The sequence below is a fragment of the Pseudotenacibaculum haliotis genome (assembly GCF_042684245.1).
Taxonomy (GTDB): Bacteria; Bacteroidota; Bacteroidia; order Flavobacteriales; family Flavobacteriaceae; genus Polaribacter; species Polaribacter haliotis_A.
Genome location: NZ_JBHULH010000011.1, coordinates 60,743 through 74,438, shown reverse-complemented (window position 1 = coordinate 74,438; position 13,696 = coordinate 60,743). Strand labels below are relative to the sequence as shown.

Here is a 13,696-nt window from a genome sequence, read left to right as displayed (position 1 = left end):
AAATTGTAACTTTAACGAAGTCAGACTTTTGCAACACCTCCCTAAACTGTTCTATTAATAGTTTCACTAACCAAACCATAACTATGATTAAATTTTTTAGGCGAATTCGTCAAAAACTGTTCAACCAATCTAAAGAAAAGGCAGGAAATAAGTTTTCGAGTTACTTTCTTTATGCTATAGGTGAGATTCTTTTAGTGGTTATTGGAATTTTACTCGCACTACAGTTCAATAATTGGAATATAGAAAGAGAAAACAAGACAAAAGAGCGTTGGTATTTAATAAATATTGTAGAAGACATTGAGTATCAAAAAGGCGATCTGAAAGAGTTAAAACAAAACTATGAATGGTGTTTAAAAATTGCTACTTCTATTTTAGAAGATTATCAGCATTTACAAGATTTCTCTGCTATAGACAGCTTGAATTATAAGTTGAATTCATTGCTGTTAGCTGATAATTTTCCCAACACAGATAATACTTATCAAGAATTGGTTTCATCAGGTCAACAGGCTTTGATTAACAACAAGGATCTAAGTATTGATATTATAGATTATTATCTCTTTTGCGAGGATAATTATATAGACATCAAGAATAATAATGACAATGTGTATTACAAAGAAATTCATCCTATATTCTATAATCTGTGCCAAACCAGTTTGGACGGGTTAGCGTTATCTAAAGACCAAAAGAAACTTTTAGAATACGATGCTAAAACAGATGAATTTTTAAAAGGAGAGTTGAAAAAGCCTCAAAATATTTTACGCTTATTAAATGCTTTGAGAACTCATATCTTATTGAATACTGTTCATTTAGAGCTTGTAGAAGAAACGCTGGAAACCGGCGTACTGTTGATTGAAAAAATAGATAAATACTTAGGATTAACCCCAGAAATGGTAAATCATTATGATTAGACTCTTTCGAAAAAAACGTACAAACATGGCTAATGAAAAAAAGTTTTCAAGCTATCTCCTTTATGCTTTAGGAGAAGTCTTATTAATTGTTGTTGGAATTGTAATTGCCTTACAGCTACAAAACTGGAATGAAGCCAATAAAACTACAGAGGCTACCCAGTTGACTATTGATCGGATCAAAAAAGAGATCTTAAGCAATCAGAAAAAGATAGAGCAAGTGTATGACTATCATAAAATGGTAAGTGATACATTACAAAAAATCAAAACTCCAAAAACAGAAGAAGAAGTAGAAAGCGCTCTTAGTTTTTGGAGAGGTTTGCGTATTCCCAGAATGCAAGAATCTTCATTTCAAACTGCCATTCAAACTGGGGTAAGTAAAAACATTGACATCGATTTGTTAGAGTCTTTAAATACTTTGTACACTTTTCAGAGTTCTTATAATGACTTTTCAAAAACGGCTTCTCAAGGGTTATATAACAAAGATTTTTCTGAAGTTGAAAACTTTAAAAAGATTGCTATTTTCATAAACATGACTATGGTTGATTTGTATTATTTCGAATCTGACTTGAATCGATTATTTCAAAAATGCTTGCATAAAATAGATTCTCTAACTAACTAATTTCTTTCGTATATTTAGGAAGCTAAAGGACTGATGATGAATACTCCACTAAGATTAGAACAAGCTTTGATAAAACTGTACAATGCGTATCACAACAACACATTGGATCCGGAAGATTGTACGGCTTGTGCTGTGGGGAATATTTTAGACAATCAAGATTCTTGGAAACACCTTTCTAATGAACACGGTTCTCTTCAGTTAAATTATATTGGTACTGTGCATCAACGTTTAGGGAGGAAGTTCAATGGATATTCTCCTCAAGAATTATTAGAGATCGAAAAAGTCTTTTTGATGGCCTGTGGTTTCGAAACTCCTCTTTGTCATTACAATCCTAAACCACAAAACCCAAGAGATAAAGATGTGCTATTCCAAGGGCTCTTTGCTGTTGTAAGTCTTTTATGTGAGTTGGAAGGTTTGGATAATGTGATGAATTACTCCAAGCTTTTCGAACAGGAAAACAATATTCCAAAATACTCTTTGGAAAAAATTTTAAGTTAAAAAAAGCTGGTCAAAGACCAGCTTCCATCAAATCAGCTCTAGCCCCTCAACTATCACCAAAATAAACATGTTAAAAGTGCCAGCATTAGTAAATGTCACTAATAAAACGGGGAGTCTACATAAATGGATACAAAACATCGACACTGGCACTTAGTTTTTATTACTATTAATATTTCTTTTTTTTAAGGAAAATCTAGCGGATAATGAAAACCAAAAACATTTAATTCTACTACTATAGAAGAAATCATTTCTATAAGCTGGAAATAATTTCAAGAGAACGTTTCTTTTAATAGAAGAACCACAAAATGGACATCTTTTCATTATTACTTTTTTCACTCCGCAATAGTAGAGATGATTCTTCTCAGAGAAAAATTTTAACGGTTGCAAAAGGTAACAGGGCAAAATTTTATACCCTTAGCATTATAGAGTTAAGTTCATTTCTATACCAAACTATGTTTCTTTTCGAATTAAGTGTTAAAATATCTTCATAGTTTTTAATGCTACTATTATGATCTTTCTCTTTATTACCATGTTCATTCTAGAAAGAGTAAATTAGATGAAAAGAGGCTAAAGAAATAACTAGATATTTTTAAAGTTGGAAGTGGAAAAACAGAAAAGCCGATATTTTACTATCGGCTTTTTGGTCAAATACGGCATTTGTTTGTATTTAACAAGAGAAAACAAATAACAGTTTTCTAAACAAGTATTAACTCAACTAAAACTTAAAGCAAAGGTATACATCAAAACTAGAGATCATAAGAATCTAAGGTTTCAAAAGGAGTCAATAAAAAACTTTTAAAACTTCTGTTTATGAAAGTGTTAAACACTGTATGAATTCTCTAAGTTTATCTTGCTTTCTTTGAAGAGTTATGAGGTTATATTTTTGTTTATCTCAAAAACAATTTTCTCTTCATAGTCATATATTCTTATTTAACGAAGTAGAAAATTCCACAAAAAAACGCCAAAACAATCGATGTTGTTAAACAACAATCGAAAGCGTTGACGTTCTCTGCTTCCTTTCCCATTTTTCTTAGTTATGCCTTCTTTTTAACAAGACGTTTCTATTAAAAATGGGAAACCACAAATAATTAGAGTCACAATTGTAGCATACGTAATTTTTACAGGCAGGTATGACTCTTAAAAGGCTTTTTTTTTTACCCGAAACCTAAATCTAGAACTACAATTTGGGCATCTTTTCATTCTATTTCAATTTTACGAGGTAAAACTACACTCCATTTTTTTGAGAATAAATTTTTCATGGTATCAAAAAGTATTACAGCAATAATTATATATTCTGCATAAATTGTTCTAGTTCAACATCTCCGGGAAGTTTAAGTTTCTTTCTAAGTCGGTAGCGATATGCTTTTACAGAATCTGTTGATGTATTTCTAATACAAGCAATTTCTTTAATAGATAAGTTTAACCTTAGCAAAGAACATATTTCTCGTTCAGCTTTTGTTAAGGTTGGATAGAGTTTTACAATCTTAGTATCAAACCCCCTATCCATTTCTTCAACTTTACCTTGGATAGACGAGAATTTGCTTTCTGTAGCTATTTGTTGTTGCAACCTGAGAATTAAAGATTGTGTATACCTCCTTACATCTCTTGATTCACTTTCATCTTTATCCTCTTTGATTTGTTCTGATAACTTAGTAATGAATTTCAGCCGCATACTATTGTCTGCTACTAATGTTTTTAGTTCGCATTCTGACATTCTTACTTTCTCACAGAGTAATTTTTTATTTAATTCTTCTTCCTCTAGTTTTTCTCTGACATTTCGTTCTCTAACTGAGTATTTCTTGTATAATAGATATCCGACTGATATAAAAACTACAAGTGATCCTAAAAGTAAAAGAATATAGAACTTAACTTTTTTTCCTTGCTTTACAGAAATTAGTTTTAATTTTTGAGCTCGTTTTATACTCTCTATAGAGGAAATAGAATCAGAATACTCCTTGTAATTTCTATAGTTTTCATAAGCATTTTTATAATCTTCTAATTCTTTATATATCAAACTTTTTCTTAAATAAGATTTACAGATTCTTTCTCTTTCTCCAACCTTCCTAGCAACTTCAAGAGAAGAATCTGCATATTTCAACGCATTGGAATAATCTTTTAAGTTGTAATATTTTTTTGCCATGTTTGAATATCTTATACAGGCAAAATTGTCTTTGGTAACTCTTTTGTAATATTCTAAATCATAATTTTTGACAAGAAACTCTTTTTCACCAATCTGTTGGTAGTGACATTTTGTTTCTAACTCAGATTCTTTTTTTATTTCTTTTGAGCTTTCAAGGGTAGTCCCACTTTTTTGAAAGTAGGTAAATAGTAGGATAAATGTTAAGCTTATAAAACATTTCATAATTAATACATCAGATAATAAGGAAAGTCGACTTTCTACAATCGACTTTCTAGACTATTATTCCCCCAACTGTATTTAATTGAAACAGTTAAACCGCTAATTACCCTAGCAATCAACATTATACATCCTGCGAACTAAATACTTTTCAAATATAGTACGCCGCTTTTATAGCCCTTTAACCTCGATGGTGTTAAAAGGTGGCGTCTATAATTTTGTTTTTAGTTCAATTCAATATTCTATCAATAACATCCATTATAAAGCCAAAGGAATATTATGGGTAAATTTGAAATTAGGTGGTCTCTATAATGTGGTGGTAATTCTAACTTTTTCAAACAATAGAAGGACTCCTCAAAATTTTCTTAAGAAGTAATTTTTTAAGTTAAAAAAGAAAGCCGACATATAGTCGACTTTCATAAAATCAGTTCTAGCCCCTCAACTAGCACTAATCAATTAAACTAATAAAAAGTGCCAATGTAAACAGGTTCTTTTACAAAGAACTGGGGAGAATCTATAGTAATTAATGGAGATAGACACTGGCACTTGGCAATTATACTATAACCTTACCTTCTTTTTAAGAGGAAAGTTTTATCTATTAATGAGAACCAAAAATATTCAGCTCTGCAATTATAGCAGAAGTAGTTTCTACTAGATGGCAAAATTCTTAAAAGGAACTTTCTTTTAATTCGTAGTCTTGATGTTGAACCACAACAAGGACATCTTTTCATTCTCTTTATTTTAAACAGCAATGTTAGGACACATTCTGATAAGTAGAAAATTTTGAAGGTAACAAAAAGTGACAAGTACCATTTTTACAGGCTTTGTATAAAATGTTCAAGCTCTTCACCGCTAGGAACCTGCAGTTTTTTCCGAATTCGATAACGAGAAGCTTTCACTGAATCTGTTGTCGCATTTCTTATGGATGCAATTTCTTTAATTGATAGATTTAAACGTAACAGAGCGCATACTTCTCGTTCTGTTTTTGTTAGACTTGGGTATAGCTTTACAATCTTACTATCAAAGCCTCTGTTTACCTCTTCTATTCTATCTTGTATGGATGATAATTTACTCTCAGTAGCTATCTGCTGTTGCAATTGTAAGATCAATGATTGTGTATATTGCTGTATATCTTTTGAATCTGCCTGTTTTTTATCTTCTTTGATTTTATCAGACAGTTCTATGATAAATTTCAATCGCATGCTGTTATCAGCCACCAATGACTTTAATTCTGATTCTGAAACTTTCACTTTTTCACGTAAGAGCTCTTTCTTTAGTTTTTCCTTCTCTAACTTTTCTCTTACAATTCTGGCTCTGGCCGTATAGTTTCTGTATAGCAAGTATCCTACAGTAGTTCCTACAATAAGAGTTAAAACAAATAAGAAAACATATAATTGTACTTCCGATTTTTGTTTGTCTGAGATCACTTCCAATTCCTTTCGTTCTTTCTCAAACTCATACATCAATTCTAACTCTTGAATTCTTTTAACGCTCTCTATATTGAAAATGGAATCTGAATATCTTTTATAGCTTCTGTAATTATCATAAGCATTTTTGTAATCTTCTTTTTTCCTGTACACGTAACTCTTACGCAGAAATGCTTTTGAAATCCTTTCTTTAAACCCTTCTTGCAAAGCAATTGTTAATGAAGAGTCTGCATACTTTAATGAAGTATCATAATCTTGAAGTGACGAATAATCTCTAGAAATGTTAAAATAGCCTACACAAGTAGACATTTTATTTCCTATACTCTTGTAATAGTTTAGATTATCTAGCTTAATAGGAAGAGATTTTTGATGATCTCCTTGTGAAGAATACAATGTCGCTAAATTGTTATCTACTCCACGTATATCTTCTTCTCTTTTTAATTTTTTGAACAAGTCTTTTGCCTTCTGATAACAGATCATTGCAGAGTCTATCTTATTTAACCTTCGATAAGAAACTCCCATCATATTGTATGCTGCTGCAACTCCAAAGGTATCTTTTGTCTGCTCATTAATTCTTATAGCCTTCTTAAAATTTGAGATAGACCTTTTGTAATCTTCTTGATAGCGAAAAATGATTCCTATGTTATGAATGACATCTCCAACTTTGTCATAATCATCCATCTCTTCATACATCTTTTTTGAATCGAGATAGTAATTTAGTGCTTGAATATAATTTGCTTTTCTACGATTAATCACTCCCAATTTGTTGTAGGCATTTGCCAAATAAGTATCTCTGGTATGATCATGTCCTTTACAGGACTCTAAAAAGTTTTTTACTTCCAAAAAGCTTTGTTCTGCTCTAGGAAGGTCTGTTTCTATCTGATGCTCTCCTAATTTAGTAAGTGCAATTGCTCTTTCAATTTCTGACTGAGATTCTTTTACTTTTTCTTTTAGGTTTACCAAGATTGTATCTACTTCTTGAGAGGAAATAGAGGTAAGAAAGAATAGGGTAAGAATACAACTTAATAAGTATCTCATAATAACAAAACTAATAAAATACAGAAAAGCCGATATGTTACTATCGGCTTTTTGGTTAAATACTGTCCCCTAATTTGTATTTAACTAACTGAAAACGGATTAACAGTTTTCCCTCCTAATCGATTTTTTATTAACAGTTACTAAACCAATTAGTATATGCCAAAAGTATAACTCTGTATTGTACATTATAAAAATTAGCAGTGTCAAAAAGTGGCATCACAAACTTTTAACATTTGTGCAGTTGACACATTCGCTTTTGTTTTTTACCATCTAAATCCACTTGGTGGAGGTGGAACACTATTAGTAGATGGGCTCATTGCCTGTATTGATATGAGATGCCAGATTAGATATATTCCAATTGCTGTTAGCACAGCATATTTCGCATAATCCCTTACTTTTCTTAGTGCTTCTTCCTGTGAGATTGCGTTTGCATATTTATTTTTAACATTCCCTTTATTCATTTTTTTAGCTATTAATTAGATTAGCATTATTTGCTACAACAAAACTAGGTTCAGAATAAAAAGCAAGCTCCCTGTTAGCGGTAACAATATGTGTTAAGAAAGAATCTGCAGGGTGATAAAAAGTGACAAGGTAAATTTGGGGTATAAAAAAACCAGCTCAATGAGCTGGTTTTCAGTTTATTTTTATTTGGATTATCCTCCAAAGTCGTCAAATCGAATGTTCTCGTCTGGGATTCCAAAATCTTCTCCCATTTTTTGAACTGCCTTGTTCATTAACGGTGGTCCACAGAAATATAATTCAATATCTTCCGGTGCATCATGGTGATTCAAATAATTATCGATCACACAATTGTGAATGAATCCTACGAATCCATCTCCTTCTCCTTCAATTCCATCTTTTACTTTCCAGTTATCTTCTTCTAAAGGTTCAGATAACGCCATGTAGAACTTAAAGTTAGGGAAGTCTCTTTCTAATTCTCTGAAGTGCTCAATGTAGAACAACTCACGTTTAGAACGTCCTCCGTACCAATATGTAACTTTACGTCCAGTTTTTAAGGTTTTGAATAAGTGGTATAAGTGCGAGCGCATTGGTGCCATTCCAGCTCCTCCTCCTACGTATAGCATTTCTGCCTCAGATTCGTTGATAAAGAATTCTCCATAAGGTCCAGAGATTGTTACTTTATCTCCTTTCTTTTGGTTGAAGATGTATGATGAAGCAACCCCAGGGTTTACATCCATCCATCCATTCTTAGCTCTATCCCATGGCGGAGTAGCAATACGAACGTTCAACATAATTTCACGTCCTTCTGCAGGGTAAGAAGCCATCGAATAAGCTCTTTCTACAATTTCCGTGTTTTTCATTACCAATGGCCACAATCCAAACTTATCCCATTCTGCTTGGAATTTGTCTGGTGTTTCGTGCTCCTCTGGGTGTGCTGTAATATCAATATCAGCATATTTTACTTCACAAGGAGGGATTTCGATCTGAATATATCCTCCTGCTTTGTAGTTCATATCTTCTGGAATACGTACTACGAATTCTTTAATGAATGAAGCTACGTTATAGTTACGAACAACTTCTGCTTCCCATTTCTTAATTCCGAATATTTCTTCCGGAATAGAAATGTCCATGTCTTGTTTTACTTTAACCTGACAAGCTAAACGAATTCCTTCTTTTAATTCTTTACGTGTAAAGTGAGGTGTTTCTGTTGGTAAAGCTTCTCCTCCACCAGCGTTAACGTGACACTCACATTGAACACAAGAACCTCCACCACCACAAGCTGATGGTAAAAAGATTTTTTCGTTTCCTAATGTTGTTAATAAAGTACTTCCTGAAGCTACTTCTATTTTCTTTTCTCCATTGATTGTAATAGTTACAGGTCCTGATGGAGATAACTTTTGTTTTACAAACAATAATAAGGCTACCAATAACAATGTAAGCACTAAGAAAGCGGCTACGGTTGCTACGATAGTTCCTGTTGTACTAGCTGCTAATGTGATCATCTTACTTCTCTGTTTCTTTGGTGATTTCTGCTAATTCTTTTGTCTTCTCGTCTTCGGCTACATCAACTTCTTTTTTCTCTTCTTTTTGAATTGAAACTTCTGTTGACTCTTTTTCTTCACCTTCATCTCCTCCGGTTAACATTCCTCCGAAGCTCATAAATCCGATAGCCATCAGACCTGTTACAATGAAAGTAATTCCTAACCCACGTAATGCAGGAGGCACACTTGAGTAACGGATCTTCTCACGAATGGCAGCAATGGCTAAGATTGCCAAGAACCAACCGATTCCTGATCCAATTCCGTAGTTTAATGCCAATCCTAAGGTTGGAATTTCACGAGATTGCATAAATAAAGAACCTCCTAAGATCGCACAGTTTACAGCAATCAATGGTAAGAAGATTCCTAATGAGTTGTATAAAGAAGGTGAGAACTTTTCTACGATGATCTCTACCAATTGTACCATGGTTGCAATTGTAGCAATGAACATGATAAAGGATAAGAAACTTAGATCGTATTCAGCATACTCTGGTCCTAACCAAACCAAAGCTCCTTCTTTTAAGATATATTGATCTAACAACCAGTTTAATGGTACAGTTACTGCTAATACAAAGATTACAGCAGCTCCTAAACCTACGGCCGTTGATACTTTTTTAGATACAGCAAGGTAAGAACACATTCCAAGGAATGTAGCAAATACCATATTGTCTATAAAAATCGATTTGAAAAATAATTCTATATGTTCCATGATATCCTAGTGTTCTTCAATTAATGCTTTGTTTCTACTACGTTGTACCCAGATAATGATTCCTACAACAATCAATGCCATTGGTGCCAATAACATGAATCCATTGTTCTCATAACCTGTAGCATACAATCCTGTTTTTGCAATTGGATCTCCTAAAACAGGGAATCCTAATAGTGTTCCAGAGCCTAAAAGCTCTCTGAAGAAACCAACAATGATTAAGATAACTCCATATCCTAAAGCATTTCCGATTCCATCAAGGAACGATCTCCAAGGTCCGTTTCCTAAAGCAAAGGCTTCAAAACGTCCCATGATAATACAGTTGGTAATGATTAGTCCAATAAAGGCTCCTAAGGTTTTACTCAGTTCATAAGCAAAGGCTTTTAAGACCAGATCTACAATAATTACCAATGTTGCTACTACGATCAACTGTACAATAATTCTAATTTTAGAAGGAATGATATTTCTCATTAAAGAGATCACAACATTTCCAACTCCCAATACGAAGATTACAGAAATAGACATCACAATAGAAGCCTTTAACTCAGCTGTAATCGCCAGGGCAGAACAAATACCTAATACCTGAATGGTAATTGGGTTATTATCAGCAAATGGGTCTGTAATAAGTTTTGCGTCTTTCTTAGATAAAAGTCCCATATAATTATTGATTTAAAGTTTTAAAATAAGGTACATACAACTTCAATTCTGATTTCAGCATTGCTGCAACACCATCACCTGTAATAGTTGCTCCTGCAATAGCATCTACCTCATTATCATTTTTATCTTTATTTAAAGGGTCTCCATTACTCTTAGAAATTGCAATTCCTACAAAGTTTCCTGAAGCATCCTTTAAGTTTTCTCCTGTAAAATCATCCATAAAGAAACGCAACTTGATGTTTGCTCCTAAACCTGCAGTTTCTCCTTTATGGTCAAAATATACTCCTTGAACTACCATATTGGCATCCATAGCAACATATCCCCATACAGCATCCCAAAGACCTTTTCCTCTAATAGGAGCTATATAAAATGTTTTTCCATCTTTTTCTCCGATGAACAATGGTAATTGTCTTTCAATACCATCTTTTGCATTTGCTTGCTCCTTTTTAACATCGATCAAGTAGGCTTTTTCATCTTCTCTTACTTCTGTACCATTGGTAATTACCAATTGTCTTGTGATGTATTTTGAAAACTCTTCTCCTACTTTATCTTTAGAAACAAAATTCGCATTAGATTCATCATTTTCATTTACGCCCATTGCGTATAAAATGTTCTGTTGCTTCTCTATACGTTTATTTTCATCTATGGTTGGTTTGAAAAAGGATGCTAAGAACGCCAACAATGCGCCTACAACCAATACCATACCTGTAGCAAAAAATACCGTATATATATTACTATCAGTTCTCTTGCTCATAATTATGCGTTTTTAGCTTTTAAACGTTTTAATCTTCTCTTTACATTTCCTTGTACCACATAATGGTCAATGGTTGGAGCAAATACGTTCATCAATAGAATTGCTAACATTACTCCTTCTGGATATGCCGGGTTGAATACACGGATCATAATTGAAATAAATCCAACTAAGAATCCATAGATCCATTTTCCTTTATTGGTTTGTGAAGCTGTTACAGGGTCTGTTGCCATGTATACTGCTCCGAATGCAAAACCTCCAATTAACAAGTGATGCCAGAACTCAGTACTCATCAATGCATAGAACTTGCTACTCTCTGTAATCCATCCTTGGTCTACAACTGCGTTAAAGATCAATCCCATTACTAAGGCTCCTATTACAGAACTTAGCATGATTCTCCAGCTTCCGATCTTGGTAAAAACCAAGAACAATGCTCCAAATAAGATTAATAATGTGGATGTTTCTCCTACTGATCCCGGAATGAATCCGAAGAACATATCTGATACACTATAGGTTAATTCTTGTCCTTGCGCCAGACTTCCGAGAACTGTTTCTCCCGAAATAGCATCAATTCCTGTTGCTCCTTCAGCAAGTTGGTCTGCTCTATCTCTAGCTTCAGCTACCCATACTTTATCTCCACTCATCCAAGTTGGATATGCGAAGAATAAAAATGCTCTAATTGTTAAAGCCGGGTTTAAGATGTTCATTCCTGTTCCTCCAAATACTTCTTTTCCGATTACCACTCCAAAGATTACAGCTACTGCTAACATCCATAATGGAATATCGATTGGAACAATTAATGGAACTAACATTCCTGTTACTAAGTATCCTTCTTCTACTTCGTGTCCTTTGATTACAGCGAAAACAAATTCTACTGCTAATCCTACTACGTAAGACACAATTACTAAAGGAAGAACTCTCGCTGCTCCAAATAAGAAGTTATCTAAATTCCAGAACTCTCCACTAAAGAAAGACATTCCGGACACAAAGTTGCCGTTTACTGCTGCGTAGTGTTGAAAACCTGCGTTGAACATTCCGAAAAACAAACATGGAACTAATGCCATGATCACAATGTTCATTGTACGTTTTAAATCATCTGCAGCTTTGATATGAGTTCCTCCGTGAGTTACTTCATTTGGCAAGTACAAAAAAGTATGGATTGCGTTAAACGCAGGAGCCATCTTCGTTCCTTTGTACTTCTCTTTTAAATTATGTAGTTTCGTTTTTAAGCTCATTCTCTCAAATTTTTAGCCTAATTCTTGTTTCATTAAATCCAAACCTTCTCTCACGATCTTTTGGTGAGGTTGCTTAGAAACACAAATAAACTCTGTTAATGCGAAATCTTCAGGAGCTACTTCATACCCTCCTAAGTTTTCCATTTCATCTAAATCTTTATACATACAAGCTTTTAAAAACTGTAATGGATAAACATCTAATGGGAAAACATCTTCATAAGATCCTGTTACAACAAAAGCTCTGTGCTCTCCATTAGTATTTGTATTCAAGTCATATTTTTTCTTTGAATTCAACCAAGAAAAAGTAAAGGCTCTGGAAGTAGATATCTTGTTAAAGATTGGCTTATTCCATCCAAAGAATTCGTAATCATCACCTTCTGGGATCGCTGTAACTTGGTTGTTGTAGTATCCTAAGAATCCGTCTTCAGCAACCTGAGTTCCTGTTAATACGTTTCCGCTGATGATTCGAGTATTATTGTTTTGCAAGTTCTTTGCTGTAACATCAGAAATAGATGCTCCTGCTAAAGCCGTTACATAAGATGGCTTTTCAAATTGAGAACCTGTCAATGCAATTGTTCTTGTAATATTGAATTTTCCTGTCAACAAAAGCTCTCCGATCACTACTAAATCTTCTGGTGCTACAACCCAAACCACTTCTCCTTTGTTGATAGGATCTATGTTTACGATTTGAGTACTCACATTTCCTGAAGGGTGTGGCCCGGAAACTTTGTGAAGTTGAATATCGTTCAGTCCGTTGAATGGTGAGTTATCACCTTTTCCAACAGAAACATGAACTTTTCCTTCTGTAAGCTTAGAAACAGCAGTTAATGCAGCTTGCAATTCCTTTTCCTTTCCGGCCAATACATAATTGTAGTCAGCAGCTAAAGGTGCACTTGCATAAGCAGAAACAAAAATTGCTTTCGGTGCTTGATTAGGATTTGCGATCACATCATAAGGTCGCTGTTTGATAAATGGCCAACATCCTGCTGTAAATAAGTGATTCTTCACTTCATCAGCAGACATCTTAGCAACATCTTGCTTTCCAAAATCTTGATATTCTTGCTTTCCATCAGCAAGAATTTTCATCGTTAATATCTTACGTTTTGCACCACGAATAATCTCAGTTACTTTTCCGCTTACAGGGCTAGGAAATAAAATGCGCTCATCACTCTTTGAATAAAAAAGAGCTTCACCTGCTTTTACTTCAGTTCCTTCTTTTGCGATAAGTTTTGGGATAATTCCGTGGAAGTCTTCTGGCTTTATTGCATAAACTCCACTTGTAGAAATGTCAGTAGTTACGTGTTCTGCTTCGCCAACCAGCTTAATATCTAAGCCTTTTTTGATACGAATGTCTTTTGACATGGTAAATACGAAATTTAATTATCTAAAAAAATCATGCAAATTTAGTTATTTTGATAGTCAAGACAGAACAAATGGGACTTTATCTTGGAGATTCAAACTTATTTATATTAATTCTAAATAAACTTATTTTCTCTCATGT

General features: G+C 33.6%; 12 protein-coding genes. 3 read left to right on the top strand and 9 right to left on the bottom strand.

The features are described 5' to 3' along the window. Positions 1–83 precede the first annotated feature (83 nt). The 3 genes from ACFSRZ_RS13990 to ACFSRZ_RS13980 are packed head-to-tail and all read left to right on the top strand — an operon-like array spanning position 84 to position 2,025. Entirely contained in the window at positions 84–908 is an 825-nt protein-coding gene (locus ACFSRZ_RS13990; RefSeq protein ID WP_379667189.1) for a DUF6090 family protein, read from the top strand. A gap of 25 nt (positions 909–933) precedes the next feature. Then, entirely contained in the window at positions 934–1,527 is a 594-nt protein-coding gene (locus tag ACFSRZ_RS13985) for a DUF6090 family protein (RefSeq protein ID WP_379667188.1), read from the top strand. Positions 1,528–1,563: 36 nt separating this feature from the next. Further along, the gene (locus ACFSRZ_RS13980; RefSeq protein WP_379667187.1) at positions 1,564–2,025 is read left to right on the top strand and encodes a Na(+)-translocating NADH-quinone reductase subunit F; all 462 of its coding nucleotides are present in this window, start codon (positions 1,564–1,566) and stop codon (positions 2,023–2,025) included. A 1,285-nt stretch (positions 2,026–3,310) separates the two neighbouring features. Here the strand turns inward: ACFSRZ_RS13980 and ACFSRZ_RS13975 are convergent. From ACFSRZ_RS13975 to ACFSRZ_RS13935, 9 genes are all read right to left on the bottom strand, one after another. Next, positions 3,311–4,165: a helix-turn-helix transcriptional regulator gene (locus ACFSRZ_RS13975; protein ID WP_379667186.1), complete on the bottom strand. Its 855-nt coding sequence runs from the start codon at positions 4,163–4,165 to the stop codon at positions 3,311–3,313. 1,031 nt (positions 4,166–5,196) lie between these two features. Next, positions 5,197–6,846, bottom strand: a complete 1,650-nt coding sequence (locus ACFSRZ_RS13970) for a tetratricopeptide repeat protein (RefSeq protein ID WP_379667185.1) — start codon at positions 6,844–6,846, stop codon at positions 5,197–5,199. Between the two features lie 263 nt (positions 6,847–7,109). Further along, positions 7,110–7,307: a hypothetical protein gene (locus ACFSRZ_RS13965; RefSeq protein ID WP_379667184.1), complete on the bottom strand. Its 198-nt coding sequence runs from the start codon at positions 7,305–7,307 to the stop codon at positions 7,110–7,112. A 192-nt stretch (positions 7,308–7,499) separates the two neighbouring features. Then, on the bottom strand, positions 7,500–8,807 hold the full coding sequence (gene nqrF, locus ACFSRZ_RS13960; protein ID WP_379667272.1) for an NADH:ubiquinone reductase (Na(+)-transporting) subunit F: 1,308 nt from the start codon (positions 8,805–8,807) through the stop codon (positions 7,500–7,502). Positions 8,808–8,811: 4 nt separating this feature from the next. Further along, on the bottom strand, positions 8,812–9,555 hold the full coding sequence (gene nqrE, locus ACFSRZ_RS13955; protein ID WP_379667183.1) for an NADH:ubiquinone reductase (Na(+)-transporting) subunit E: 744 nt from the start codon (positions 9,553–9,555) through the stop codon (positions 8,812–8,814). A gap of 6 nt (positions 9,556–9,561) precedes the next feature. Continuing rightward, the gene (locus ACFSRZ_RS13950; RefSeq protein WP_379667182.1) at positions 9,562–10,209 is read right to left on the bottom strand and encodes an NADH:ubiquinone reductase (Na(+)-transporting) subunit D; all 648 of its coding nucleotides are present in this window, start codon (positions 10,207–10,209) and stop codon (positions 9,562–9,564) included. Positions 10,210–10,213: 4 nt separating this feature from the next. Then, complete coding sequence (locus tag ACFSRZ_RS13945; RefSeq protein ID WP_379667181.1) at positions 10,214–10,963, bottom strand: Na(+)-translocating NADH-quinone reductase subunit C; 750 nt, start codon at positions 10,961–10,963, stop codon at positions 10,214–10,216. A gap of 2 nt (positions 10,964–10,965) precedes the next feature. Beyond that, positions 10,966–12,195: an NADH:ubiquinone reductase (Na(+)-transporting) subunit B gene (locus ACFSRZ_RS13940; protein WP_379667180.1), complete on the bottom strand. Its 1,230-nt coding sequence runs from the start codon at positions 12,193–12,195 to the stop codon at positions 10,966–10,968. Positions 12,196–12,207: 12 nt separating this feature from the next. After that, on the bottom strand, positions 12,208–13,557 hold the full coding sequence (locus ACFSRZ_RS13935) for a Na(+)-translocating NADH-quinone reductase subunit A (RefSeq protein ID WP_379667179.1): 1,350 nt from the start codon (positions 13,555–13,557) through the stop codon (positions 12,208–12,210). Positions 13,558–13,696 lie beyond the last annotated feature (139 nt).